Here is a 25,019-nt window from a genome sequence, read left to right on the forward strand (position 1 = left end):
GTCGAAATTGGTTTTGGTCATATGTCATCTCTTTTTTGCTTAGTTTAACGAAATGACACAGAATTCTGAACACTACCGAAGCAGCCCTATCAGAACAGGTGTTGGTATCAGGTAGTTATTTGCTCTCCATTTGGACTTGGTCTCGTGGTGGTTTTGTTCACTTTACTCTACAAATCGCATAACCAAAGCAGGCACGGCGACACCCGTTACATTGCGCCTTCGGCTTCATTCCATGGGCGCGGATGCTGCAAGCGTTAGCATGAAGAAATTAGGTGTATTAGGGGTAGCTGTCTATGTGGTGTCGTAACAATAGAGGTACATTGTGGTATTGATTCAATTATTCACTGCCATTGCTCAATGTGTAGAAAAAGCAGTGGCACTGCATACGCGACAAATGGCTTTTTCGCTAAAGCCTGCCTCCTAATTAAAACAGGCTAGGAGCAAAATAATTATTATGAAATTGCTCCTGGCAAGAAACGGCATTTTTGCAAGGGCTGTGCATCACCAGAGCTATTACGCTTACGGCTAGGCATTTTAGATACTGATATTGTGGAGAGGCCGATATCGCACAATTTTGTATCCTCTAGCGCAAACTGGGATGATCTTGATGGAGAACTACCGCGTTAAATTTGGGCGTTAGCTACCTTAAAAATTACCACTTATCATGTCCAGTTTACCGTATAAGTGTAATTGCTATGGTTATACTTGTTTTATAACACGTACATGTGGAGGTTATATGAGAATCGTATCTTTTACAGAGGCAAGAAATGGTCTAAAAGCAGTATTAGACGGTGTGGTAAATGATGCTGATACAACGGTAATTACGCGCAGAGACTCAGAAGATGCAGTTGTGATGTCCTTGGACTATTACAATAGTCTGATGGAAACTGTTCACTTACTTCGTTCACCTGAAAATGGGGAACACTTGAATCGTTCAATCGCACAGTATCGAGCAGGCCAAACAACGGTGCGAGAGCTGATAGATGAGTAGTTAGCGTTTATTATCTCGGACTGATGAAGCTTGGAATGATTATTTGTATTGGCAAACCCAAGATAAAAAGACGCTTAAACGTATCAACAAGCTAATCAACGATGTAAAGCGCTCACCATTTGAAGGTACTGGTAAACCCGAACCATTAAAAGAAAACTTATCAGGTTTTTGGTCACGTCGAATCAATGACACAAAATAGGTTGGTTTATGCGGTTGATAATCAGGCAATTACGATAATTTCATGTCGTTACCATTACTAACGGGTTCTACCCAGATTTTACGAGAAGCGACAACGCTCTTCACAAATGAGTCGTCCTGCAGACTCTCTAGTGAAAACTGGGAAATTCAAAGTGGTAAAAATAAGTAAATTCAGTTTATTACGGAGTCAATATGAATCAAATTAATCCAGCCAAACTGCGTAATAGTAAGTGGACTGCAGTAGAGCCGCTTAATCGCGAGAAGCATTTTTTGGTATCAGAAGTTGAGTATGATGAAGACGGCTCAGTAATTTCATGCAAAATTGAATCAGTGCTTTCGACAAATGAATATTCAATCGATTGGCTTGAACTTAAAAGTGAAGAGAAATGGATCCAAGGTTGGAAATGAGCCCCCCCTTCAAGGCGCGAGGGCTATCTCTAGGCGTGGTTTGAACGGTTGGCGGCAGAAGAAAATGAACTTTTCTTCTGGCGTTTTAATCTTTTTTGCATCTTTGGCTTCGGCTGGTGAAAGCACCTGTTTTGGTACTACCGCGAACGGAAGACTGGAAGGGGGCGTAGAGCTTCCTGCATCGGGAGAAAATTTCGAGGGGTACAGTACAATAGCCAGACTGGCGGGCAGAACTTATGTCCATTCCGAAGTAAGAGAGATAATTATAGCAGCCTATAAAGAGCTGCAAACGACTCAACCGGGAAAGGTGTATAAATACGCAGAAACTGGATACAAAGACGGGGGGCAGTTCAAACCACATAAAACCCATAAAAATGGGCTGTCGGTAGACTTTATGGTTCCCGTTGTAAACGAAAATGGTGAGTCGGTTCACCTACCGACAAATCCACTGAATAAATTTGGTTACAATATCGAGTTTGATGCAAATAGCAGCTACGAAAATTTCACGATAGATTATGAAGCACTCGCAGCCCATATCGTTGCGGTGCATAAGGAATCAAGGAAGCGTGGGCACGACCTTTGGCGAGTAATATTTGACCCGGAGTTGCAACCTAACTTGCTTAAAACTCGATATTCCGAGTATTTATCAAAGTATGTCGAGTTTTCAAAAAGGCGCTCCTGGGTTAGGCATGACGAGCATTACCACGTAGATTTTGAAATACCCTGTAAATAGTCGGCGCCTTGCGTGGTCTCAATTGCGCTGGACTGCAGAGAGTCTTTGAGTCGTTGTACCAACCCCGGCTTCTTCAAATACATCAAGCCGAGGTTGGAGGCGTCCGTTGAGGTAAGGCGAAACGGTCTTAGATTAAAACGGCTTTTTCGCAAAATGAAGCTTTACTTGTCTGACGTCCGCCTCTGGTGGTTCCTGATAGTACGTTAAAGGAAACTCGTCGGCATTACCTTTAATGACAAATTGCTGATACCAGGCCTCGGGAGCGTCTACTCGGCTAAGCTGTAGCTCTACTGACGGTTTTAAGTCATGAAAAGCTTTGTCGCTCCAGCGTCCTGATAATCCGGGGTAGTCGGCGTATTGGTCAAGAATATAATAGGAGCGATCGCTGGCTCTTGTTGCAATAATCCAGCCGTCATCTGTTGGGGTTGCGCTCGCTTGCGCATTTCCTTGTTGAATACTAGTGACGTCTTTGGCTAACGGAAGCGTAACAGGAATAGGCTCTACCGCAGGCATGTAGTCCATAACTGCCGTTATGCTGGATATTTTGCTCAAGTCAGTCTTCTCCCAGCCAAGCGGAATTAAGTAAATGTTCATTTCGCTAGCCCCGGAGTAATTGGGCTCTATTGATTTAAGCATCATAGGAATATTGAGCTTATTGCCTTCATTGTCCATTAGACTCAGGGAGTTAATGGAAGTTAGCCCGCCCATAACCTTGCCTTCGGGTCCAACAAATTCAAGCTTAAGCTCTAAGCTGTTATCCTTTGGGTTAATGGCGAATGCCGTTTCGGTATGAGCAACAGGGTCACCAACAAAATCAAAATCTGGCGACTCGCCAGCAGAGCTCATAGACAGCTCATATGAACCGTTATTCTCAGCGAGAAAAGTTGCCATTTCAAAAGGAGCCAGAAAATCATCTGTGGAACCAATGACCAGTTCGCTTTTTCGCCTTAATACGAGTGTCGTATCAATTTTTTTTGGGGGATTACCTGTGACGGTTTTCTGAGTTGTAATAAGTACTAAGTTTTCAATCCAGCCGTCGTCGCGGCTAATGCGCATACGGCCGTTAACTTCCGACCATCTTACCTTCAGGTTGGGGTTGTGCCCCATCATTGGCACGGCATCTGCTGGGGCTTTGGTCTCTCTGGTAATATCAACAGTAATGCTATTCTCATCAATGCTATCAACCTTGAGAACTAACGAGGGGATCCCTTGAAAGCTATTTAGAGTGACCGATTTCCCTTCAACCATCGGCAGAGCCCAGTTCACAACCGGAGACAGGATAACTTGCTGCAATTGCTCTACTCGTTGTTTGCTCGCTTCCTGGAGGTTTCTGCTTTCTTGTTTTGCACTTACTGTTGTTCTTCCATTTTCCCGGTTCATCGTCTGGTCGAAGCCTGACGAAATCAGTTCCCTAACCGGCTTTTCCAAGTTGCGTTTAGGGTTTGAGCTGCTGAACTCAACGCTCTCATTAAAGGAAAATGTTAGTGCCTGGGGAACGGCACGGACATTAATATCAGGGCTCACCTTATCTATACGGTAATGTAATATGCTATGCAGGGATGCTGTGTCTGCTATTTGCCAGTCCCGGTTGTTTATCTCTAGTATCCGCGTACGCATATCTAAACGGTATTGTTCTGTTTTACCGATATCAGTTTCAAAACGGAGAAATTTTGTTTTCTCCGGCAAAAGAGTCGCTATGCTAATAGAAACGATTATTATTCCGACAAGAGCTAGAACGATCTTGCGTGACAAAAATTGCATATGACATCCTTGTTTAATGACTATTTTTATAGAATAAGAAATTATACCAAATAATAGAGATAGACGTGAAACTTTGCTGCTTTGCAGCCTTTGAGCAAACCGCTTATATTGGAAGCAGTGCTTAATTAGGAAGGGGTAAGGCATTGCAACATGCATTGTTAGTGGTAAACCCGAAGAGCCGGGACGGTCACTCTGATGTGCTAACAGAAGCTATCGATTTGCTCAGAAACTCAGGCATTGAGGTAGAGGTTTGCGTCACTGAAAATGCAACTCATATGGCTTCCTGCATTGAAAATTACCGTGAGCAAGAAGGCGCAGTTATTGTTGCTGGTGGCGATGGAACTATCAGCTCTGCGTTAGAGTCAATTTATAAAAGCCAACAAAGCTTAGCTATTTTACCTATGGGTACGGCGAATGATTTCGCACGGTCGCTGGGGCTGCCACAGGACGTTGTCGCTGCCGCACAGGCTATTATTGACGACAAACGAAAGCGCATAAACCTGGCAAAAGTTAACGGTAATTACTTTGTAAATGTTGCTCATGTCGGCTTAGGCGTAGAGGTAGCCCGCGAGCTGACATCAGAAATGAAGAAGTATTTCGGCGTGTTTGCCTATCTCGGCGCATTTACCAGCGTCGTAAAGCGTAATAAGAGTTTTAACGTGACTATAAAAGCCGATGACTGGGAAGGCTCAGTAAGAGCTATTCATCTGGCGGTAGGGAATGGTCGCTTTTATGGTGGCGGAAATATTGTTGATGATGACTCCACATTGCTGGATGGACAACTGAATGTATTCTGTTTGAAGCCCATACGGTGGTGGCGGTTGTTATTACTGGGGGTAAATTTCCGTCACGGTAATTTACGAAAGGCCGAGCGTGTGGTCTGTAAAAAAGCCCGGAAAATTAGCATTAAAACTTCCAGACCCAAGAGGATTCAAGCCGATGGCGAGTTTAAAACCGATACTCCGGCAGAGTTTGAAGTGATCTCAAAGGCGATTGAAGTTATTGTTGGCGATATGCCAGTGCCAAATAAAAACAAGGAATAATATGTCGATATTACGCACAGATAATCAGGCCGATAGCATGGAGATTCTGAAGCTCGTCATTGAGACAAAGGATTACTACCGTGAAATAGCGAAGGTGGTTGAGGATGATAACCTTGCTAACGAGCTTGAAAGCATTGCTAGTGAAAGAGCCTCTTTTATTGAGCCGTTTGAAAATATCGTTAAGGACCTCGGCGAGCTGCCGGCTAAACCCGACCCTGATAAAGAACTGATGCAAATAATTGAAGGGGAACTCACTCAGTTTTTCTCTGCGGATTCTAAAACCGCTATTTTGGATAAGTGCCTGCAGGAAGATGAAGAACTGGCAAATGTGGTAAATAGCACCAAATTGGGAGAAAAGTCGACGGAGTATCAGAAGCTACTCGACGCGTTGGCTGAGAACCTTAGTGACACCAAAACGTCAATTCAGGCGTTAAAAGATTAATATGTAATATAGTAAAACGGTGAATAAAAGGTCAGAATGAGAAGCTACCGGCTGCAAAAAATTACCGTTTAGACAGGAAAAAACGTTGTCACAACAAAAAAAGCAATATGACATGCATTGGCTGACGGGACAGTTTTTCGATCCCGGTAAAGAGTCTCGTTATCGTAACTCCATTAAAGCAAGGGTACGTTTCGAGTCCCGCCTTGCATTGCTTCTTGTGGCGGCGGTTTTTGCCATGTTTGGCATTACCGATTACAACCTGCTGGGATTAACTCACGAATTTTATTTGCTGCTTACTATGCGCATAGCAGTGGTGAGCTCTTGTATTGTGCTGGCTTTCGTTATCGGGCATTGGGGCGGTTACTCCCGAAACACTTGGTTGCATGGTTTGTCGCTATGGGTTCTGGCTACGGGCATTATTCTGATTGTTCCGTTGCGCCCGGAAAGTATTCTCACCCAGATCACTGCGGTGGTGGTTGCGATAATGGCTTTCTATCTTCTTATTCCCAACCTGCTTACAGTGGCGGCGTTAGCGAGTCTCTACTTAAGTGTTGGTTTTTTGGCGTCTGCAATAATTTATGCTGGAATTTCTCCGACCGATGCGCTTAGTCTGGCGCTATTGTTGATTATGGCCAATATTGTGGGCTACTGTGCTTTATTACGCATAGAATTTCTGCAACGCAAGCAATTCGCTCTACTTCAGGATGAGCGTGATCAAAATAGTGATCTGCTTAAGGAAATAAAGCACAGGAAATCACTGGAATTGCAATTGCGCATGGTGGCTGAGCGGGACGCACTGACCGGGCTGGATAGCCGAAGCCATTTTATGAAGCGGGCGGAAGCGCTGTTGCAACGAGCTCAGTTAGAAAAAACACCGTTTTGCCTCTTCATGATCGACGTAGACCATTTTAAGCGCATTAATGACACCTGGGGCCATACTCGCGGAGACTTAATTTTGACAAAAATAGCTGAGGTTTGTGAACAGTCGTTACGCCCCAAGGATGTTATAGGACGTTTTGGTGGTGAAGAGTTTGTCGTAGGCCTGCCACATACCAGCCCCAGCGACGCGCAAGCCGTAGCCGAGCGTCTGAATGCGAATGTTGAAGCATTGTCATTAAGCGACGAATTAAGCGAGCTGCGCTTGAGCGTGACCATAGGTATTGCGGCAGCACATGCAGAAGATGACGACCTCGACGCCCTCATCACACGCGCAGATAACATGTTGTATGAAGGTAAGCGTGGGGGCCGAAACCGGGTTGTGATGTACCGCTAGAGTTTGGAAGGGTTAGTATTCTGAGATGAATCAATGGGGGAAGTCATGCACGGAGAATATAAAGTACCAGGCGGTAAGTTAGTCGTTGCTGATGTTAATTTAGAAGAGGGCTGTCTGAGTGAGGTCAGTATTTCAGGCGACTTTTTCTTAGAACCTGACTCTGCGCTAAACATAATCAATGAGGCTTTAACCGGACTCCCCGAAACCTCAAGCCATAAAACGCTCGCTGCCGCAATTGATGAAGCGCTCGATGACGATGTAATGATGTTTGGTTTTTCCGCCGAAGCTGTTGCTACGGCTATACGACGAGCCTTAGGTAAGGCGAGCAGCTGGCTTGATCATCAATTTACTCTTATTCCACCAGTAACACTGCCCGCAGCAGAACATGCCGCGTTAGACGAAGTGATAGCGGACTCAGTTGCCAAAGGTTTACGAGGCCCAACATTAAGGTTTTGGGACTGGGACGACTCTGTGGTGGTGATTGGTTCTTTCCAGTCAGTAAAAAATGAAGTGGATATGGCCGCCGCGAAAGACGCCAATGTACAAGTTGTACGACGGGCGACAGGTGGTGGTGCTATGTTCATGGAACCCGGTAATTGCATTACTTATTCATTAACGGTACCCACCTCATTAGTCGATGGCATGAGCATTGAAAAGTCCTATGAGTTTTTAGATGCCTGGGTTTTAGCTGCGTTAGCTGAGGTTGGTATCAAAGCCTACTATAAACCGTTAAATGATATAGCTTCTGCGCAAGGCAAAATAGGCGGGGCAGCACAAAAGCGCTTTGCCAATGGTGTTGTCGTGCATCATGCCACTCTTGCTTATGATATTGACGCCAATAAAATGCTACAGGTATTACGTACTGGGCGTGAGAAACTCTCGGATAAAGGCATTACCAGTGCCAATAAACGAGTTGACCCTCTGCGTAGCCAGACAGGCTTAACCCGAACCGCTATTATTGATGCGTTTATGAATCAGTTTACTCAGGCTTATCAAACCCAAGTTGATGACTATTTACCGCAAGAGTTATCCGCGGCAAAGACTCTGGTAGAAACGAAGTACTTGACGGAAGAGTGGTTATACAAGGTAACTTAAACAGGGGGAATCATAATAATTACCTTTAGTCCTGCTAAGAACCTGAGTAGCCCCGCAGTTCGGTTATATCAGCGTAACGGGTTTAGCGATTCGACTGCGGTATCATTGTACTCTCTGTCATTAAATCGTCATGCCACTGACACATTCATTCGATAGCATCGGCTCCCGTGATTCAACACCAACAGAAAGCGTTGCTATATGTCCGTGATCCGAGTTTTATCTGTTATTTCCCTGCTAGTATTCATGAGCTTAACGAGCGCTTTTGCTAATGGTGCTGAGGCCTCTCACTCTGACGACAATCTGGTATTAAAATTTGCTGTATTGGGCGACGCTGAGCCTAAACCTAAAGCGGAATTCCCGGGTGTATCTGCTGCCGTTGATGATGTAAACAAATTGGCGGAAGACGGCACTATGGATTTTGTTGTTGGCGTGGGTGACATTGCGCACAAAGGCACAGTCATTCAATACGAAAATGTGACGCCAGTTCTGCAGCGCCTGAGCCTGCCGTTCTATCCTATTATGGGCAACGAAGAGCATGGGGATACAGTAGAGCGCTACCTGAAATATGCGAACTTGTGGAATGACGGTAAAATTTCCATAGAAAAACCAAGCTATGTTCTGGAGCACGACTCTGTCGCTTTGGTTTTCGCTTCTCCGGATTTCGGTCGGGATTTTGGCGACGAGGGCATTGCCTGGATGAGGAAGCAGGTGGAGCGTTTGGCTCCGAAACCAGTACTGCTTGTTGTTCACGGCGCACAAACGGGTGTGTATCCTGAAAATGCAGATAAAGGCGTGACGCATGAAGGGTTTAAAGACATTGTTGCGCAACCGAATTTAGCTGCAGTGATATCGGGCGATTTACATATGGATATGGAGCGGGTTAACCACTCTAAACAGATTGAGGGTGTTCATTATTTACATATGCCAGCACTGGAACGTACAAAAATACCGGACGAAACTCGTCACACACCGATGTTCCGCGTATTCAGTATTTTTGATGATGGACAGGTACTGGTAGAAACCTACCAGGTGGATGTTGAAGAGCCTCTGGCGCGTCATGAATATCGGTTTGAACTCCCTAGGAAATAATGCCCTCAACAGAATAAGGTACAGTGACCGGGGGAGGAGCAATTCTAATTCATTGCATTTAGCCTCTTAGCAATGGCGTCAATTTTTTCGCTCATTTGACTTAAGTGATTTGAATCGTCCGCGTTACTTGCTGTAAGTGCTTGCAGGCGATTAACAAACTGACTCAATTCATTCGACACTTTTTGCTGTTCGGCAGAAGCCTCGGCTATCTGGGTGGCTTTTTCGGTTATTTGAGAGAAAGCTTCAACTACTTGCTGCAAGTGTTCCGACGTGGATTCCGTCGACTCAACGGCATTCTTGGTTTGGTTCTGCCCGTGCTCCATGGAAGCGACCGACTCTTTGGAGCCTAGTTGCAGCTGATTAAGCACGGCTTCTATTTCTACCGCTGAGCTTTGGCTTTTTGCCGCCAGGTTGCGGACTTCATCGGCAACAACCGCGAAACCCCGACCACTTTCTCCGGCACGAGCGGCCTCAATTGCGGCGTTTAGCGCTAATAGATTCGTTTGCTCAGAAATATCACGAATCACACTCAACATGCCGTTAGCCTGTTTGCTGTTCTCATCCAGTTTCAGAATGTTCCGCTGCGCATCCGCAATGGCTTTGGCCAGAGTTTGCATGGTCGTTGTTGCGCGTGCCATTTCCTGGCCACTGTTCAGTACATCCTGATGAATTCTTTCAACGGTAACTTTGGTTTCGTCGGCGAAGTTAGCGACATCCTGTGAGCTGGCGCCCAGCTCTTCAGTTGCCGCCGCCAGCGTGTGGTTTTCATCACTCAGGCTGTTGGCTTTATCCAGAAACTCATTGCTGAATATCTTCAGTTTATCGGCATCATGAACCAGGCTGTTCGATTCATTATGAATTTCATCGAGTATCGATTTCAGCTTATTACCATAAGCATTTACTGCCTGTCGCAGTTCGCCTATTTCGTTCATGGTACTGACTTCCAGAGCCTGAGCGGTACCTCCACTGATAAGCCCTTGAATCTGTTTGGTCGTTTGTTGGATCTTAGCCAATAGGTTACGGAAAAAGAATGCCGCCAGAATGCCAACGGCCAATAGCAGAGCACCAATAGCCAGCATCAGGAAAAGCCCCATATCCTGAGCCACTGCGGTCATTCTGTCTTTCGGTACAATTAATCCAATTGTCCATCCGGTTTGTGGGTGCTTTATCAGATCAACGTGTGCGGCTTCATCTAAAATAGCGTCTTCTTCCAGTTCGACTGTTTCGGTTCCCTCAAGGTTGACCGCAGTATTGAGGGTTTCTTCTAGCCATGTCGCTTTATTCGCCAGTTCACTGGCTGTCATTAGGGAGTCGTCGTTTTTTACAATCTGAACTGAAGACTGTGGAAAGCTAATCATTTGTCCCGCGGAATCAACTGCAAAGACATAACCCTCATTATCTTCTCCGTACTGCTCGAATATTTCAGTGATACCGTCAAGCATCATGTCCACGGTAGCAACTCCGGCGAAACGGCTGTTTTCCTGAATAGGAATAGTACAAGTTACCATAGGCGTTTGAGTAAAAGGGTCGATGTAAGCTTCTGACCAGGTACAGCTGTCTGAAGGCGCTCCTTTGCCGGCCTTATACCAGTTTTCATTGTGATAGCCAGAGCCACCGGGCACGTTATAGTCATCCAGATATTCTATGCCATTGTCAGTGCGCCCCCAGAAAAAGCTACGACGTTGAACACCGTCGGTAAAAGCATTTGGTTCGGGCCAGATTCCACCGCCGGAAATAGCCGAGTCGCCGTGGTTATCAATAATGGATGGGAAAAGCTGTTTGAATAACTCTTTATCTTTAGGAAGTTCTGAGGCAGCCAGAGCTAATGTGCTTGTCAGCAATTCAATTTGATCCAGCCGGGCGGTAAGTAAATCAGACAGCCCGGCTTGATTGACCGATATCTGCCGTTGCTGCTGGGAAATTAAATCCGGCTTTACCTTCATTTCGACAACGGTGACAATAACAGCTAGAGCTAATACTAAGACTACTACAAACCCAAGATTAATTTGCTGGCGAATCATTAGCGTGGTCTTGGTCATAGAAACTATCCTGAAAGTACATTTGGTTTCATAACGAACTATTAACAAAAAAGATAGGGAATTCAATCTTTTTAAGTAGAATAGTTTATTTATTGCCCTGATTTGTTAAAAATAAGTTTAATTTAGGTTGGCCGAAATGACTCCCGCAATTGATATAGCCAGGAAAAGTAGGATTTCTTTTAAAGTACACGAATATTCCCATGACCCGGCCAGTGAATCTTATGGTGACGAAGCTGCCGAGAAGTTGGCCGTTCCGCAGGAGCAAGTATTCAAAACCTTAGTTGTCAGTCTTGACGGCAAAGAACTGGCTGTAGGCATCATTCCGGTGTCATCAAGGTTAAGCCTTAAGTTGATAGCAAAAGCTTTGGGTGCAAAGAAGGCTGCAATGGCGGTTCAGAGTGATGTCGAACGTGTTACTGGTTATGTTCTGGGAGGCGTTAGTCCGCTTGGCCAGAAAAAGCGGCTCAGAACCATAATTGATACCTCTGCAACTTATAACCCCACCGTATTTATAAGCGCCGGGCGTAGGGGCTTAGATATGGAGCTAGCCCCTGAAGATTTAAAAGCGCTGGTGAGCGGTGAGTTTGTTAAGATTACTTAATGGAAAAGTATGTTTAAAAGAATTCAGCAGCAAAATCATCAGGTGGCAGATACGCAAATATTGGTATCTTATGATCGCCTGACCAGCCAGTTTCAAATCTCTAATGGAGACGATGTGATATACAGCCGATCTCTGCTGCTGTTGCCCTTTGTCCGTTCAAATATAGTTATTTCCAACAGCACATACTCCTTAAAGGTGATTTCTTTTATTTTATGGCGCGCAAAGTAAGAGCAAAGTGGAAATGTCGTTATTTCTGAGTTACTCCGGCCTCGACGCGCCAAATCCATAGCTTCCATTGCGTACAGCGCGTTAATGAGTGTATTACGGTTTTTTGCGGGTTAATTGTAAGGCAACTCATTGGGCATGAGACAAACTGATTTCTATGTAAGGAGGGTCTTTAGTCATAATGTGTTGGCCTTTATTTGTTTAATATTTAGAACAATAACGGCTATAAAAGGTGGGGCAATAACCTTAGTCTTCATTTACCTAACCTTTAACGAGAAAGTCGCTGATAACGCCAATAAATTACGGCGATTAATACGCCACAAAAAGCGACAAGATAAAGCCCGTGTAGCCATAAGTTATGACCCTGATTTGTACCGATAACGGCATGTGCCAGTTGAGCGTAGTGGTACGACGGTAGTCCATAAGCGATGTAGCGCACGGTATCGGGTAAAAACTGAATCGGCACCCAAAGGCCGGATAAAAACGCCATGGGTAAATAAACTAAATTGACGACAGCAGGGGCCGCTTTGTCGGACAGGGAGAGACCCATGAGTAACCCAATTAAGGCAAATGGCAGAGTTCCTGCTAACAGAACAATGAAGAGCAGACTCCACTGCCATAGCCATAATTGCACGTCGGCAAAAAGTGCTGCCGTAATAAACAACAGTAAGGCAATGCAGGCGGCAAAAACCAAACTGCTAAAGAATTTAGCGACCACATAAGCAGAAAGAGGCATGGGGGAAACACGCTTCAGCGTAAGCCAGCCTTGTGCTCTGTCACTAGCAACAGCGGTTGCGTAGTTAAATAATGCTGGACCCATCATGCCAAAGCAGGCGTATGAAACCAACATATACTCGCCTTGTGCCGCGCTAAAGTTAAAGACAATACCGAAGAACACGTAAAACACGAAAGGAAATAACATGGCAGGTAAAAAGAATGCCGGGGTGCGCCACAAGCTGAGTAAGTCGTAGAGGCTTTCTTTTAAATAAATGGCCGAATTAAGCATGAGTGGGCTCCCGAATAAGGTGTAAGTAAGCTGACTCCAGAGAATCGTGATCGGAGATAACCTCGTTGACTGAACCCTGTGCAATAATTTGTCCGTCCTGCAAGACAGCAACACGATCGGCAAGTCGCTCTGCTTCTTCAATGTAATGAGTGGTTAGTACTAAAGCGCAGCCATGCTGTCGGCGTTTTTTTATCTGCTCCCAAAGCAAGTGGCGCGCTTCAACATCCATACCTACGGTAGGCTCATCAAGAAAAAGTAAGTCGGGATTTCCGGCCACCGCGATGGCAAACAGAACTTGCTGGCGCTGGCCGCCTGATAGTTTCCCGAAGCGTTGCTTAGCAATGTCGGTTAAATCAAACTCCTCCAGTAAAAATTCCGGAGTGGCGCCTGACGGATAATAACTACAAAATAAATCCAGTTGTTCGGTGACGGTCAAGTTGGCGTTTAAGGTACCAAGCTGCATCATGACCCCAACACGCTGCCGAATGGTTAATGGCCTATGCTGGCTTGTGAGTTGAGTCCCCAGAACTTCTAAATTCTGAGCATCATAATCATGCATGCCAAGTATGCTGTTAATTAAGGTGGTTTTACCGGCTCCGTTTTTTCCAAGTACGGCAATGACTTCACCCGCATAGGCATTAAGGCTGACATTGGTCAGCGCCGCTTTTGCACCATAGTGTTTATTAAGTGATTGTATTTTAAGGTTTATCGGACTCATTGGTGGCCTTTGTGCATTGATTCGCTGTTAATGAGTCTATTCAGCCAGCCTTTGAACCGGTAGTTGCGTATGTCATCAATTAGGAATGACATTTGTCACTGGTGTGCTTGCTTTGTAGCGGCCATAATAAAAATGAGGAACAGCAAAGAGCAGCGGTATGTCAGATAAGCAGCGGGCACGCGAACAAAAACATGCGTGGATTTACCTTTTTAACCTCGGTTTCTATATTTTACCGATGGTGCTTTTTCCGTATCAGGTTTGGGAAATTGTCGTCATGGTGGCGGCGATGTTGATTTTTATTGGACTTTATTACTGTTGTTATTCGGTGCCGCGTGAGCAAATGCTGTGGCCAATCCTTGGCATGTACATTATTGCCTGCGCAGTGACACCGCTAAACCCGGGGTCTATTGCTCTTTTTAGTTACGCGGGTTTTTTTGTTGGTTTTGCTTATAACTGGCGGGTTGCGCTCGTGGCTGTTACCGGCATTCTTCTTACCTTAGCCGCCTTCCATTTTGGTCCTGGAACCAGATGGGCTCTCTTTTTGCCCTACGGCATTGTCATTGTTGTTACTGTCTCTATTTTTGGCCGGGTTGAACGACTCAGACAGCAACATGCTGAAGAGCAAGAACGTGATGCTGAAAAGATCGAGCGTTTAGCAACCAGTGTTGAACGGGAGCGGATAGCCAGGGACTTGCATGACATTTTGGGTCATACGCTTTCCAGTATTATTTTGAAATCTGATCTTGCCAACGCACAACTTTCTAAGCGGCGTTATGATGAAGCATCTGAGCAGTTAGTAGAGCTGAGTGAAATTGCTCGTGAATCTCTTTCGCAGGTGCGGCAGAGTGTTTCGGGGTACAAGCATGGAGGGTTACAGCTTGAGCTGAGACGACTTGAGCAGCGTTTGGCTGACGGAGGCTTCAGTACTCGGATAACCGGTACACCGCCGATAATAGATGAGCAACGGGAAACCTCACTGGTGTTAGCAATAACCGAATTGGTAACCAATATTATTCGTCACAGCAATGGTCAACAATGCTTGATTCATTTTGACGAAACAGCAAATACCTACCATATTAAAGTAACCGACAATGGTAATTGCCATGAAGTTAGTTCTGGAAACGGTTTGAAAGGGGTAGAGTTGCGGATGAAAGAGCTTGGGGGCTCTGTGGCAATATCAGCAAACAAAGGGTGTGAAGTGGCTCTCCTCTTACCAAAACTCGCAGAGCAACAGGTATGAAAATTCTCTTAGCTGAAGATCAAACCATGGTGAGAACTGCGCTGGCAAGTTTGTTGCGACTGGAGTCTGATTACCATGTTGATGAAGCCGTGGATGGCGTTGATGCTCAAAAAAAATTACAAGAATGTGATTACGATGTTTTGCTGAGCGATATTGAAATGCCTAACCTTTCCGGGCTCGAGCTAGTTCAGTGGGCACAGCAGAAACAACCAAACCTTCGTTCGGTGATTATCACCACCTTTAACCGAGCCGGTTATATTAGGCGAGCTATTGATTCAGGTGTTCGTGGTTTTCTACTAAAAGATGCGCCCATTAATGAACTGATCACGTCGTTGCAACGGGTTTGTATGGGTGAGCAAGTGATAAGTAATGAGCTTCTTCTTCAGGCTCTTGGAGAGCGTGACCCGTTGACAGAAAAAGAGCGTAAAGCACTACGTCTGGCAAGTCAGGGATTAACCACTCAAGCTATCGCAGAACTGTTATTTATTGCTCCAGGTACCGCGAGAAATTACCTTTCTGAGTCAATCAATAAACTGCATGCGAGCAACCGGACTGAGGCTGCTCGCATCGCTCATCAAAAAGGCTGGTTGTAATAAACTATAGGTGTTTTTTCAACGGTTTACAGTTTCACAATCAACTTGCCTTTATTGTCGCCGGTAAAGAACATATTCAGTCCCTCAATGGCTGACTCCAACCCTTCAAGAATATGCGAACGATGTTTTATCTTGCCGGACATAACGTAAGGCGTCAGTTGTTGCAGCAAGGTTGGAATTTGGTCGAAGTGATCGGGCATGGTAAAGCCCTGAATTGTCAGGCGCTTTTTAATAACAGGCACCCAACTTGGTCCGGGGCTGGGTACTTCTTTATCGTAGTCGGCTATCATGCCGCAAACCACCACACGACCGTGCGCGTTCATGCGTTCAACCACTAAATCCTGAATGGGACCACCGGTGTTTTCAAAGTATAAATCTACGCCATCAGGGGTCAGTTTAGTCAGTTGGTCGCGCAAGTCATCAGTTTTATAATTAATCGCACCGTCAAAGCCAAGTTCGTCAACAATCCAGTTGGCTTTTTCTTCGCTGCCGACAACTCCTATCACTGTGAGGCCTTCAGCTTTTGCTATTTGACCCACAATTGAGCCTACTGAGCCGGCAGCACCTGTTACTACAAGGGTCTCTCCATTTTTAGGTTTGCCTACATTAAGTAACCCTTGAGTAGCGGTTAACCCCGGTAAAGCGAATACTGAGAGTACGGTCTCGTCAGGTACGTCGGCCTGAACCTTGTTAATGCCCTTACCATCGCTCAGTGCATATTCCTGCCAGCCCATCATGCCCATAACCCGGTCGCCGACTTCGAAGTCAGGATGGTTACTCTCGACAACCTCTCCAACACCTGAGCTGCGCATTACCGTGTTTAATTCAACCGGCGGTATGTAGCTCTCGGTATCAGGGCTCATCCAGCCAAACATGGCAGGGTCCAGCGACATTTGTCGTTGTTTAATTAATATTTCACCAGAGCCTGCTTTTGGGAGCTCCTTTTCTGTTACTTCAAAAATATCAGGTGAGACAGGGCCTGGCTCTGGGCGTTTAATCAGTTTTATCGCTTTATAAGTCGTCATAGAGTTCCCTCTTTACTAAGTTGTGTTTCAGCTTATATGGTTACTAAAGTCGGTTAATAAAAGGTCAATGCTGTGCGACTTATCATCTTCTTTTGTAAACAGTAGTTGCCGGATATTGTGAACTTCATCTAAGTCGATTAATATCAAGTAGATAGTTTCTGTTCTGAAAAGGATATCAGGCATTGCGTAAACTCTGTCGATTTATTCTTTTCTTACTACAAAAGCTGTTTACGCTAAAATAATAAGGAGATAAAAATGAAAGACGTTCTATTTTTTAACAATATGCTGACGCCGAAGATCATTACCTTTGTATACTGGCTTTTGCTTCTGGCTGCGGTTATTGGTGGTATAGGTACTATGTTTGCTGGATACGAAGGTTTTACCTTTGGGAGCTTTATTATGGGGTTACTTACTGCCGCAGGTGGGGCTATTGGTGCAAGAATTTGGTGTGAGCTGTTGATTGTTCTGTTTAAGATGAATGAAGCTCTACAAGATCTTCGTAAGAAGTAAGTTTAGTGCAGGGCGTTGGAGCTCTATAGCCTTAACGCCCTAAATACTATTTGAGTTGTTTCTGGCTTTGGGACAATCTTGTCCATTTAACACAGTTTTCTTTATCCGCTGCCTGGTGGGGCAAACGACAATATGCTTATTTCTTTCCTGTGTAACTCAATTATCGTTGGTTTAACCGTGATTTTTCACTATGAGGCGCTAAGCCGAATAGGTTGGGTAATAACCAAAATGAAAATGTTCAGTCAAATTCGACTGATGTTTGGGGTTATGCTTGCAATAATCGCACACGCTGTCGAAGTTGCTTTCTTTGCGCTCGCTTATTACGTTATGCATCACGAAGAGGGGTTTGGCACGTTAGTCGGCAATTTCGACGGAAGTTTCATGGATGCCTTATACTTTTCTTTTACGGTTTTTACTACGGTGGGCTTTGGTGATATTGAGCCATCCGGTACTCTAAGGTTCTTAACTGGTGTAGAAGGCTTAACAGGGCTGGTTTTAATTACCTGGACGGCTTCGTTTCTGTACGTTGAAATGCAACGTTACTGGGATCGTTAACTGAAACATTTGCTAACAGAAGCCGACTTCTATAAACCAGGCAAGCGGTGTATCTTTATAGCTGGAGCATGCCAGCTTGGAAAACAAAACTGATGATGCAGGAAACATTAAAAATTTTAGTGGTAGATGATGACGCTCGGCTGCGAAGCTTGCTGGAGCGTTATCTTACTGAGCAAAACTTTCAGGTAAGGGTTGCGCAGGACTCTGAACAAATGGACCGTTTGCTGACTCGCGAGAATTTTAATCTATTAGTACTGGATTTAATGCTGCCGGGCGAAGACGGGCTCTCCATTTGTAAACGGTTGCGCAGCGAAGGAAACAACCTGCCCGTCATTATGCTCACTGCAAAGGGCGACGAAGTTGACCGTATTATCGGCCTGGAACTCGGTGCTGATGATTATCTGGCCAAGCCTTTTAACCCTAGAGAATTGCTGGCGCGGGTGAGAGCGGTGCTGCGTCGGCGAGGTACCGAAACCCCGGGTGCTCCCTCGCAGGAAGATCAGGAAATAACCTTTGGTGAATTCAGGCTAAACCTGGGCACTCGAGAAATGTTTCGTGGCGAGACGCCTATGCCGCTAACCAGTGGTGAGTTTGCGGTACTCAAAGCTCTCGTCAATAACGCACGACAGCCACTTTCGCGCGATAAGTTAATGCATCTGGCTCGTGGTCGTGACTACAGCGCGCTTGAGCGCTCGATTGACGTTCAGGTATCTCGTTTAAGACGTATGCTGGAGGCGGACCCGACCAAACCCCGATATATTCAGACGGTGTGGGGTCTGGGCTACGTGTTTGTGCCGGATGGTCAGCTGAAGTCCTGATGAAATTTTTTCCCAAGTCAGCGTTTTCCCGCACGGTAGCGCTGCTGGCTCTGGTGTTGCTTATCAATCAGCTTGTTTCTTATGTGATGGTCAGCAATTATGTTGTCAGACCCTCGATAGAACAAATTAATGAATTGGTTGCTAAACACATCCGCACCATGTTTATCCCCCGTCAGCATCTGGCTGAAACCGAGCGGGAACTGATGACCAATTATGCTGAGGCCACCGGCATCGAAGTTTTTGATGATGAAGCTGCTGAGAAGCAGGGCTTAGGTAACTCAACCTATTATGGTTATTTATCGGATGACATGAGCAATATGTTGGGTGGCAAAGCCCAGGTGCGGGTAGCTCAGGGTAATAAATTCTATTTGTGGGTAAAACCTCCGCGTGCGCCTGACTTCTGGATACGCGTGCCCCTGGAAAGTATGCAGCAGGGGCGCTTCTCACCATTGGTGATGTACCTGGTACTCATTGGTTTGCTGAGCGTGTTTGGGGGGATGTTATTTGCTAACTGGTTAAACCGACCGTTAAAAGCTCTGGAGAATTCTGCCCGACGAGTGGGTCGGGGAGAATTCCCTGAGCAGCTCTCTGAAAAAGGAGCCACAGAAATTGTGTCTGTGACCCGCGCTTTTAATCAAATGTCGCGTGGTATCCGCGAATTGGAAAATGACCGTAACCTTTTAATGGCCGGTGTTTCTCACGACTTAAGAACCCCTCTGACTCGCATTCGTCTGGCTGCGGAAATGATGCCACAGGGCGAAGACGGTCTGGCTCAGGGCATTATTGAAGATATAGACGACATGAACGACATTATTGATCAGTTTATCGATTATGTTCGTCTTGATCAGCAGGAGTCCAGTAGCAGGGAGTCACTGAATGAGCTGATAGAACAAACTGTGGCGAATGTCCCGGATAACTGGCAAAAGCAGTTTGAGCTTAATTTAGGCACGTTGCCCAGAGTCTGGTTGCGTCCCTTGTCTATGAAGCGAGTCATTATTAATTTGCTGGAAAACGCCGAACGTTACGGTAAAAGTCAGGCGGCGGTAAGCTCCGGGCACGATAAGAAACAAAAGCGTGTTTGGTTCAGGGTAACTGATGATGGTCCGGGCATTCCCGAGGAGCAGCAGGCGACATTATTTGAACCCTTTACTCAAGGCGATAAAGCGCGTGGTGGTGTTGGTTCCGGTCTGGGGCTGGCTATTATTAAGCGTATTGTCGACCGGCACGACGGCAGTATAAAACTGCAAAACCGCCCGGGAGGCGGCTTATGCGTATGTATTGAGCTGCCGCTGAATCAGCAACGGCAATAGCCCTGGTTATAGCAACAGACGGTTAATACCGTTAAGCGCTGCAACTCGGTAAGCTTCCGCCATAGTCGGGTAGTTAAAGGTGGTATTGACGAAGTAGTCGATGGTATTGCCACCGTTTTTCTGTTCCATAATAGCCTGACCAATGTGGATAATTTCTGAAGCTCGCTCGCCAAAGCAGTGAAGTCCCAGCAGCTCGCGCGTTTCGCGGTGGAATAACAACTTCAGGCAGCCCACATCGGCACCGGAAATTTGTGCCCGTGCAAGGTGCTTAAACTGCGCACGACCCACCTCATAAGGCACTTTCATTTCAGTCAGCTCTTCTTCGGTTTTGCCAACCGAGCTAATTTCCGGAATGGTATAAATGCCCGTAGGAATATCGCTGATAAGTGCTTTGTCGCAATTACCGTTAATAATAGCGGAAGCACAAATCCGGCCCTGATCGTACGCTGCGCTGGCTAAGCTAGGGTAACCGATAATGTCGCCGACCGCATAGATATTATCGACACTGGTCTGGTAGTTTTCATTTACATCCAGCTGGCCGCGATAGTTGGGTTCCAGACCTACCGCCTGGCAGTCAAGCTGTTCAATGTTGCCGGAACGACCATTAGCAAAAAGCAGACAGTCGGCAGCCATGGTCTTACCAGACTTAGTTTTCAGCACCACTTTGTCGTCATGTCCGGTAATGCTTTCGTATTCTTCGTTGTGACGAATGACAACGCCACTGTTGCGCAAGTGATAACTCAAAGCATCTGAAATTTCCGCGTCCAGAAAAGAAAGCAGCCGTTCACGTTGGTTTATTAAGTCCACTTTTACGCCCATACCCCGGAAAATACTGGCGTATTCACTGCCTACCACACCGGCACCGTATATCAGAATGCTTTTCGGCTCGTGAGACAAAGACAGTACTTTGTCTGAGTCGTAAATTCGCGGATGCGAAAAGTCTACGTCTTCCGGGTTGTACGGGCGAGAACCAGTGGCGATAACGACATGTTTTGTGATCAAATCATCGACGGAGCCATCCAGTTTAGTGACCCTAATACGGTTTTTATCCAAAAAAGAAGCGGTACCGTGCACCACAGTAACGTCGTTACGGTCGTAAAACGAACTGCGCAATTTCACCTGTTTACGAATAACCGATTCGGCATAGTGCAATATGTGACTGAAAGTTATACCGCTCTGCCAGCCTGGTCCGGAAAACAATGGATTATTATTGTATTCAATGAGACGGCTGACGGAGTGTCGTAAGGCTTTGGAGGGAATGGTTCCCCAATGCGTGCAACCGCCGCCAAGGGCCTTATGCTTTTCTACTATGGCAACGTTGTAGCCGCTTTTGGCCAATTGCATTGCAGCGCCTTCGCCGCCCGGGCCAGTACCGATGACGACGACATCAAATTCAGTTTCGGTTTCAGGCTTTATTGCAGTCATATTTCTCGCTTCACAACCGGTGTACGGGTTTTAGATAGTAGCACTGTATAAGAAAAGCGTAAATTGACACTGTTTTCTGTGCGCAGAGTCGTTATAGTAAAGAGAGACAATGACTTGGAACCGTTGTATGAGTAAAGAAAAACAAGTCCCGCAAATTCTGGCACGTCGTGTCGTAGCGCAAAGTCGCTTAATGCGTATTGAAGCTGTCGATCTTAAATTTAGCAATGGCGAACAGCGTCAGTTTGAGCGCATGAAAGGCAGTGGTCGGGGGGCAGTTATGATTGTCCCCTACTTGGATGAAGAGACTTTGTTGCTGATACGGGAATACGCAGCAGGCCTTCACGACTATCAATTAGGTTTCCCTAAGGGTCTAATTGACCCGGGTGAAAGTCCGGAAGAAGCAGCTCAGCGCGAGCTAAAAGAAGAGGTGGGTTATGGTAGCCGCCAACTTGACTTCTTAATGGAAGTATCTCTCGCACCTCAGTTTTTCTCCGCTAAAATGAGTGTTTTCGTAGCTCGCGACTTATACCCCGAAAGCTTGCCGGGTGACGAACCTGAACCACTGGAAAAAGTGACTTGGCCATTAGGCGATATTGACAACTTGTTGGCTCAACCCGACTTTTCTGAAGCGCGCAGTGTTGCGGCGCTGTTAATGCTTTTGCGTAATTTGAGTGAGGCACCGTAGTGGCAGAGGCAATGCTGGAGAGACTGAAAGAGATAGCCTGCGAAGCAGGTGGCGTTATCTTGTCAATGTATGAGCGGCACGACTATAAAACGGCCGAGAAAAAAGACGACTCTCCAGTAACGACCGCAGATCTTGTTGCCAGCGAGCTAATAGAAGATCGACTCAAGCAGTCATTCCCTGATATTCCGGTTATTTCTGAAGAAAGCGAACATCAGGACTATAATGAGCGCCGTCAATGGCAGGCCTATTTTATTATTGACCCGATAGACGGTACTCAGGAGTTTATTTCCCGCTCCGGGGACTTTGCGGTCAACATTGCTTATGTAGAAAACAACGAGCCTGTCATTGGCGTTATTTTCTGGCCGGTCGGTGAAACGCTTTACTATGCACGCAAAGGCGCGGGCGCCTTTAAACAAAAAGAGAACGAAAAGCAGCCCATAAGCGTGCGCAGGTTTAGAGACCCACAAGCTGACCCTATTATTATTGCAATAAGTCGCCAGCAGGCACGAGAGCCTGTGTTTAACCGCTTGCAGACAATGCGTGATATTCAGCCATTACCGACGGGAAGCTGTTCGTTAAAAGCCTGTTTCATTGCCGAAGGCAAAGCCGATTGTTTTCTGCGGTTGGGACCTACCGGCGAGTGGGATACTGCCGCCTCGCAAGTTATTGTTGGGGAAGCTGGCGGCCGTATAGTGAATGAGAATTTTGAGCCCATTACCTACAACCGCACGGTTAGTCTGCTGAACCCCAACTTCTTAGTTCTGGGTGACCAAAGAGTACCTTGGGAAGAGATCTTCATTGCCCGTCAGGCTCGTTTCCGGTAACGCTGTCTTTGTTGACCACATCGACACTCTCGTGCAATTCCGAGTAAACAATAACGGCTTCGCCGGACTTCAGACGTTGCTTCAGTTGCTCGACTTTTGTTTCGAAACTGAGCTCTTGACTGCCGTAATCGGTTCCTTCGCGCAGTACAATAGATTCCATTAAATTGTTTAGTGTTTCCTGATCAATTTCCTGCCACGGAATAATCATTTATCCTCCGTTTGCTGCAACTCTTCGGTTAATTCTGCCAGCTCTTCTTCTGCCGTCATCCAGAGGTTTTCTTGTTGTTGCAGGTCTTTTTGCGCTTGCGCCTGCTGGTCTAATAGTTTTTGTAATTTGGCTTTATTGGCATCGTCATACAGGCTGCTGTCACTCAGTTGCTCGTGAATATCGGCTAGCTTCAGTTCCAGAGAATGAATAGTCTTTTCTGCCTTCTCTATTTGCTGACGTAAAGGCTTGGTTTTTTGTCGTGCCTCGGCTTCTTTTCGTTTTTGCTGCTTGCGATCATCGCGCTGGCGGGTAGCGGGTTGCTCGCTGCGTTTGTCGTTAGCGGCCTGTAGCTGCAACCAGTCGTGGTAGGCATCTAAATCACCGTCGAAGGTCTCTGCTTTGCCGTCGGCAACCAGGCAAAACTCATCTACTGTGGTACGCAGCAAATGTCTGTCGTGCGAAACCACAATTAGCGCGCCTTCATACTCTTGCAAAGCTGCAACCAGTGCGTCCCGTAAGCCGAGATCCAGGTGGTTGGTCGGCTCATCCAGCAAGAGTAAATTAGGACGTTGATAGATAATGAGAGCTAAAGCCAGACGCGCTTTTTCACCGCCTGACATGGGCTCAACCGAGCGGGTGGCCTGATCACCGGAAAACCCAAAGTTACCTAGAAAGTCACGCAGCTTTTGTTCAGTCGCTTGTTTATCAATGCGCTGCAAGTGCAATAGAGCCGATGCCGCTAAGTCCAGAGTTTCCAGCTGATGCTGGGCGAAATAACCAATGCTGAGACCCGGATTAACCAATCGCTCACCTGCCATCGGTTCCAATTCACCCGCCAGCAGTTTAATCAGTGTTGATTTACCGGCGCCGTTTCGGCCAAGTAAGCCCAACCGGGTGCCGGGCACCAGGTTTAACTTAATTTTTTCGAGAATGGTGGTGTCACCGTAGCCGGCTTTGGCGTCGCGCAGTGTCAGCAGCGGATTAGGCAGCTTTTCAGGTGTTAAAAAATGAAAGTCGATGCCACTCTCAGCGCGCAATGGTGCCTGATTAGGCAGCTTCTCAATAGCCTTTAAACGACTTTGCGCCTGTTTTGCTTTGCTGGCTTTATAGCGAAAACGGTCGACGTAAGCCTGCAAGTGCTGACGCATAACCTGAGCTTTTTCGTACTCACTTTGTTGCTGAGCGATGTGCTCGGCGCGCTGCCGCTCAAATAAAGAGTAGTTACCGCGGTAGCTGTTCAGTTTTTTGTGCTCTATATGAGTAATATCGGTGGTGACCGAGTCGAGAAAATCCCGGTCGTGCGATATCAACAAAAGCGTTCCGTCGTATTGTTTTAGCCAGCTTTCCAGCCAGAAAATGGCATCAACGTCCAAATGGTTGGTTGGCTCATCCAGCAGCATTAAGTCGGCGCGGGCTATGAGTACCTGTGCCAGGTTAAGTCGCATACGCCAACCCCCGGAAAAGGCTTTTACCGGCTGTTGCAGTTGTTCCTGAGTAAACCCAAGACCGGCCATTAGGCTGGCGGTTCTGGGCTGAATATCATAGGCCCCGATGGAAGCCAACTTGTCGTGACAGTGGGCAATGGCTTCGCCGTTGTTATCGCTCTCGGCCTGTGCAAGTCGAGCTTCCAGCTGCCGAAACTCGGTATCGCCGTCCATTACGTAGTCGATAGCAGACTTATCCAGTGCCGGAGTGTCCTGGGCTACGCTGGCAATGCGCCAGTCTGCCGGCAGGTGAATATTACCGCTGTCGGCACTCAGCTCACCACGGAGCATGGCAAATAGCGAGGACTTGCCGCAGCCATTACGGCCCACTAAGCCAACGCGGTGTCCAGGGAATACTTGTAAGTCACTGTCTTCAAATAAAACATCACCGCCACGCAATAAGGTGATAGCTTCAGCACGGATCATAAACTACTCTTCATTTTGTACAGCTGTTCAGCTGCGGTATCATAGACGCGTTCTGCTCACAATTCTAACACAGGAGCTGTTGTGGCTAGAGAAAAGAAGCGATTTATTGCCGGGGCCGTTTGCCCCAAATGCGATGCCATGGACACACTCATGCTCTTCATCGAAAACGATACCGAACAAGTCGAGTGCGTGCAATGTAAGCACCGGTTTAGTGAACCTAAAGAGCAGGGTGGTGGTAGCCAGCGTCAGTTTGATCAGGTCATTGGGGTATTTAAGCCAGACTAAACAAATTGT

At 46.4% G+C, this 25,019-nt stretch carries 28 protein-coding genes and 2 pseudogenes; 21 read left to right on the top strand and 9 right to left on the bottom strand.

Annotated elements, in window-relative coordinates; translation table 11 throughout:
* Nucleotides 1-276: 276 nt before the first annotated feature.
* The 5 genes and pseudogenes from Q5L94_RS12680 (at nucleotide 277) to Q5L94_RS12700 (ending at nucleotide 2,330) form a co-directional block, all read left to right on the top strand.
* Nucleotides 277-627, top strand: a pseudogene (locus Q5L94_RS12680) (GFA family protein).
* 109 nt (nucleotides 628-736) lie between these two features.
* The gene (locus Q5L94_RS12685) at nucleotides 737-991 is read left to right on the top strand and encodes a type II toxin-antitoxin system prevent-host-death family antitoxin (protein ID WP_317498755.1); all 255 of its coding nucleotides are present in this window, start codon (nucleotides 737-739) and stop codon (nucleotides 989-991) included.
* A 43-nt stretch (nucleotides 992-1,034) separates the two neighbouring features.
* Nucleotides 1,035-1,251, top strand: a pseudogene (locus Q5L94_RS12690) (Txe/YoeB family addiction module toxin).
* Nucleotides 1,252-1,381: 130 nt separating this feature from the next.
* Entirely contained in the window at nucleotides 1,382-1,597 is a 216-nt protein-coding gene (locus Q5L94_RS12695) for a TIGR02450 family Trp-rich protein (protein ID WP_317498756.1), read from the top strand.
* A gap of 64 nt (nucleotides 1,598-1,661) precedes the next feature.
* Entirely contained in the window at nucleotides 1,662-2,330 is a 669-nt protein-coding gene (locus tag Q5L94_RS12700) for a penicillin-insensitive murein endopeptidase (RefSeq protein ID WP_317498757.1), read from the top strand.
* Nucleotides 2,331-2,462: 132 nt separating this feature from the next.
* On the opposite strand, the gene Q5L94_RS12705 is transcribed toward Q5L94_RS12700, so the two are convergent.
* Nucleotides 2,463-4,091: a hypothetical protein gene (locus tag Q5L94_RS12705; RefSeq protein WP_317498758.1), complete on the bottom strand. Its 1,629-nt coding sequence runs from the start codon at nucleotides 4,089-4,091 to the stop codon at nucleotides 2,463-2,465.
* 143 nt (nucleotides 4,092-4,234) lie between these two features.
* Here Q5L94_RS12705 and Q5L94_RS12710 point away from each other — a divergent pair, with 143 nt between their 5' ends.
* The 5 genes from Q5L94_RS12710 (at nucleotide 4,235) to Q5L94_RS12730 (ending at nucleotide 9,033) form a co-directional block, all read left to right on the top strand.
* Complete coding sequence (locus Q5L94_RS12710; protein WP_317498759.1) at nucleotides 4,235-5,134, top strand: lipid kinase; 900 nt, start codon at nucleotides 4,235-4,237, stop codon at nucleotides 5,132-5,134.
* A 1-nt stretch (nucleotide 5,135) separates the two neighbouring features.
* A complete protein-coding gene (locus Q5L94_RS12715; RefSeq protein ID WP_317498760.1) occupies nucleotides 5,136-5,576 on the top strand; it encodes a hypothetical protein in 441 nt (146 codons plus the stop codon).
* 85 nt (nucleotides 5,577-5,661) lie between these two features.
* Nucleotides 5,662-6,849, top strand: coding sequence for a GGDEF domain-containing protein (locus tag Q5L94_RS12720; RefSeq protein WP_317498761.1), 1,188 nt, complete (start codon nucleotides 5,662-5,664; stop codon nucleotides 6,847-6,849).
* A gap of 45 nt (nucleotides 6,850-6,894) precedes the next feature.
* On the top strand, nucleotides 6,895-7,944 hold the full coding sequence (locus Q5L94_RS12725) for a biotin/lipoate A/B protein ligase family protein (protein WP_317498762.1): 1,050 nt from the start codon (nucleotides 6,895-6,897) through the stop codon (nucleotides 7,942-7,944).
* 243 nt (nucleotides 7,945-8,187) lie between these two features.
* Complete coding sequence (locus tag Q5L94_RS12730) at nucleotides 8,188-9,033, top strand: metallophosphoesterase family protein (RefSeq protein ID WP_317498763.1); 846 nt, start codon at nucleotides 8,188-8,190, stop codon at nucleotides 9,031-9,033.
* A 44-nt stretch (nucleotides 9,034-9,077) separates the two neighbouring features.
* Here the strand turns inward: Q5L94_RS12730 and Q5L94_RS12735 are convergent, their stop codons facing one another.
* Nucleotides 9,078-11,072: a methyl-accepting chemotaxis protein gene (locus Q5L94_RS12735; protein WP_317498764.1), complete on the bottom strand. Its 1,995-nt coding sequence runs from the start codon at nucleotides 11,070-11,072 to the stop codon at nucleotides 9,078-9,080.
* A gap of 136 nt (nucleotides 11,073-11,208) precedes the next feature.
* On the opposite strand from Q5L94_RS12735, the gene ybaK reads away from it, so the two are divergent.
* Both ybaK and Q5L94_RS12745 read left to right on the top strand, forming a co-directional pair.
* Nucleotides 11,209-11,673, top strand: a complete 465-nt coding sequence (ybaK, locus tag Q5L94_RS12740; protein ID WP_317498765.1) for a Cys-tRNA(Pro) deacylase — start codon at nucleotides 11,209-11,211, stop codon at nucleotides 11,671-11,673.
* A gap of 9 nt (nucleotides 11,674-11,682) precedes the next feature.
* Nucleotides 11,683-11,901: a hypothetical protein gene (locus Q5L94_RS12745; RefSeq protein ID WP_317498766.1), complete on the top strand. Its 219-nt coding sequence runs from the start codon at nucleotides 11,683-11,685 to the stop codon at nucleotides 11,899-11,901.
* Nucleotides 11,902-12,166: 265 nt separating this feature from the next.
* Here Q5L94_RS12745 and Q5L94_RS12750 read toward each other — a convergent pair whose 3' ends face one another.
* Entirely contained in the window at nucleotides 12,167-12,904 is a 738-nt protein-coding gene (locus tag Q5L94_RS12750) for an ABC transporter permease (protein WP_317498767.1), read from the bottom strand.
* Nucleotides 12,897-13,622, bottom strand: coding sequence for an ABC transporter ATP-binding protein (locus tag Q5L94_RS12755; RefSeq protein WP_317498768.1), 726 nt, complete (start codon nucleotides 13,620-13,622; stop codon nucleotides 12,897-12,899). The genes Q5L94_RS12750 and Q5L94_RS12755 overlap by 8 nt, the downstream gene beginning before the upstream one ends.
* A gap of 157 nt (nucleotides 13,623-13,779) precedes the next feature.
* Here Q5L94_RS12755 and Q5L94_RS12760 point away from each other — a divergent pair, with 157 nt between their 5' ends.
* Both Q5L94_RS12760 and Q5L94_RS12765 read left to right on the top strand, forming a co-directional pair.
* The gene (locus Q5L94_RS12760) at nucleotides 13,780-14,862 is read left to right on the top strand and encodes a sensor histidine kinase (protein ID WP_317498769.1); all 1,083 of its coding nucleotides are present in this window, start codon (nucleotides 13,780-13,782) and stop codon (nucleotides 14,860-14,862) included.
* Nucleotides 14,859-15,455, top strand: coding sequence for a response regulator transcription factor (locus tag Q5L94_RS12765; protein WP_317498770.1), 597 nt, complete (start codon nucleotides 14,859-14,861; stop codon nucleotides 15,453-15,455). The genes Q5L94_RS12760 and Q5L94_RS12765 overlap by 4 nt, the downstream gene beginning before the upstream one ends.
* Nucleotides 15,456-15,481: 26 nt before the next feature.
* On the opposite strand, the gene Q5L94_RS12770 is transcribed toward Q5L94_RS12765, so the two are convergent.
* A complete protein-coding gene (locus Q5L94_RS12770; protein ID WP_317498771.1) occupies nucleotides 15,482-16,480 on the bottom strand; it encodes an NADP-dependent oxidoreductase in 999 nt (332 codons plus the stop codon).
* Nucleotides 16,481-16,507: 27 nt separating this feature from the next.
* Nucleotides 16,508-16,663 (bottom strand): hypothetical protein, encoded by a 156-nt coding sequence (locus tag Q5L94_RS12775; RefSeq protein ID WP_317498772.1) that lies wholly within the window; start codon nucleotides 16,661-16,663, stop codon nucleotides 16,508-16,510.
* A 72-nt stretch (nucleotides 16,664-16,735) separates the two neighbouring features.
* Between Q5L94_RS12775 and Q5L94_RS12780 the strand changes: the two genes are divergently transcribed.
* From Q5L94_RS12780 to envZ, 4 genes are all read left to right on the top strand, one after another.
* Complete coding sequence (locus Q5L94_RS12780; RefSeq protein ID WP_317498773.1) at nucleotides 16,736-16,990, top strand: DUF4282 domain-containing protein; 255 nt, start codon at nucleotides 16,736-16,738, stop codon at nucleotides 16,988-16,990.
* Nucleotides 16,991-17,218: 228 nt separating this feature from the next.
* Entirely contained in the window at nucleotides 17,219-17,545 is a 327-nt protein-coding gene (locus tag Q5L94_RS12785) for a potassium channel family protein (protein WP_317498774.1), read from the top strand.
* 68 nt (nucleotides 17,546-17,613) lie between these two features.
* Nucleotides 17,614-18,363: a two-component system response regulator OmpR gene (gene ompR, locus Q5L94_RS12790; protein WP_317498775.1), complete on the top strand. Its 750-nt coding sequence runs from the start codon at nucleotides 17,614-17,616 to the stop codon at nucleotides 18,361-18,363.
* Complete coding sequence (gene envZ, locus Q5L94_RS12795; protein WP_317498776.1) at nucleotides 18,363-19,673, top strand: two-component system sensor histidine kinase EnvZ; 1,311 nt, start codon at nucleotides 18,363-18,365, stop codon at nucleotides 19,671-19,673. Before ompR ends, envZ begins: the two co-directional genes overlap by 1 nt.
* 6 nt (nucleotides 19,674-19,679) lie before the next feature.
* On the opposite strand, the gene sthA is transcribed toward envZ, so the two are convergent.
* On the bottom strand, nucleotides 19,680-21,098 hold the full coding sequence (gene sthA / locus Q5L94_RS12800; RefSeq protein WP_317498777.1) for a Si-specific NAD(P)(+) transhydrogenase: 1,419 nt from the start codon (nucleotides 21,096-21,098) through the stop codon (nucleotides 19,680-19,682).
* A gap of 127 nt (nucleotides 21,099-21,225) precedes the next feature.
* Here sthA and nudE point away from each other — a divergent pair, with 127 nt between their 5' ends.
* Nucleotides 21,226-21,783: an ADP compounds hydrolase NudE gene (gene nudE / locus Q5L94_RS12805; RefSeq protein WP_317498778.1), complete on the top strand. Its 558-nt coding sequence runs from the start codon at nucleotides 21,226-21,228 to the stop codon at nucleotides 21,781-21,783.
* An 11-nt stretch (nucleotides 21,784-21,794) separates the two neighbouring features.
* Nucleotides 21,795-22,607: a 3'(2'),5'-bisphosphate nucleotidase CysQ gene (cysQ, locus tag Q5L94_RS12810; protein WP_317498788.1), complete on the top strand. Its 813-nt coding sequence runs from the start codon at nucleotides 21,795-21,797 to the stop codon at nucleotides 22,605-22,607.
* On the opposite strand, the gene Q5L94_RS12815 is transcribed toward cysQ, so the two are convergent.
* Both Q5L94_RS12815 and Q5L94_RS12820 read right to left on the bottom strand, forming a co-directional pair.
* Nucleotides 22,579-22,815: a YheU family protein gene (locus Q5L94_RS12815; protein ID WP_011233587.1), complete on the bottom strand. Its 237-nt coding sequence runs from the start codon at nucleotides 22,813-22,815 to the stop codon at nucleotides 22,579-22,581. The two genes, cysQ and Q5L94_RS12815, sit on opposite strands and share 29 nt — an antisense overlap.
* Nucleotides 22,812-24,725 carry an ATP-binding cassette domain-containing protein gene (locus Q5L94_RS12820; protein ID WP_317498779.1) on the bottom strand — a complete coding sequence of 638 codons (1,914 nt, stop codon included), beginning with the start codon at nucleotides 24,723-24,725 and terminating at the stop codon, nucleotides 22,812-22,814. The genes Q5L94_RS12815 and Q5L94_RS12820 overlap by 4 nt, the downstream gene beginning before the upstream one ends.
* A gap of 81 nt (nucleotides 24,726-24,806) precedes the next feature.
* Between Q5L94_RS12820 and Q5L94_RS12825 the strand changes: the two genes are divergently transcribed.
* Nucleotides 24,807-25,010 (top strand): YheV family putative zinc ribbon protein, encoded by a 204-nt coding sequence (locus tag Q5L94_RS12825; protein WP_011233589.1) that lies wholly within the window; start codon nucleotides 24,807-24,809, stop codon nucleotides 25,008-25,010.
* Nucleotides 25,011-25,019: the final 9 nt, after the last annotated feature.

It is taken from the genome of Idiomarina sp. Sol25 (assembly GCF_033052775.1).
Taxonomy (GTDB): domain Bacteria; phylum Pseudomonadota; class Gammaproteobacteria; order Enterobacterales; family Alteromonadaceae; genus Idiomarina.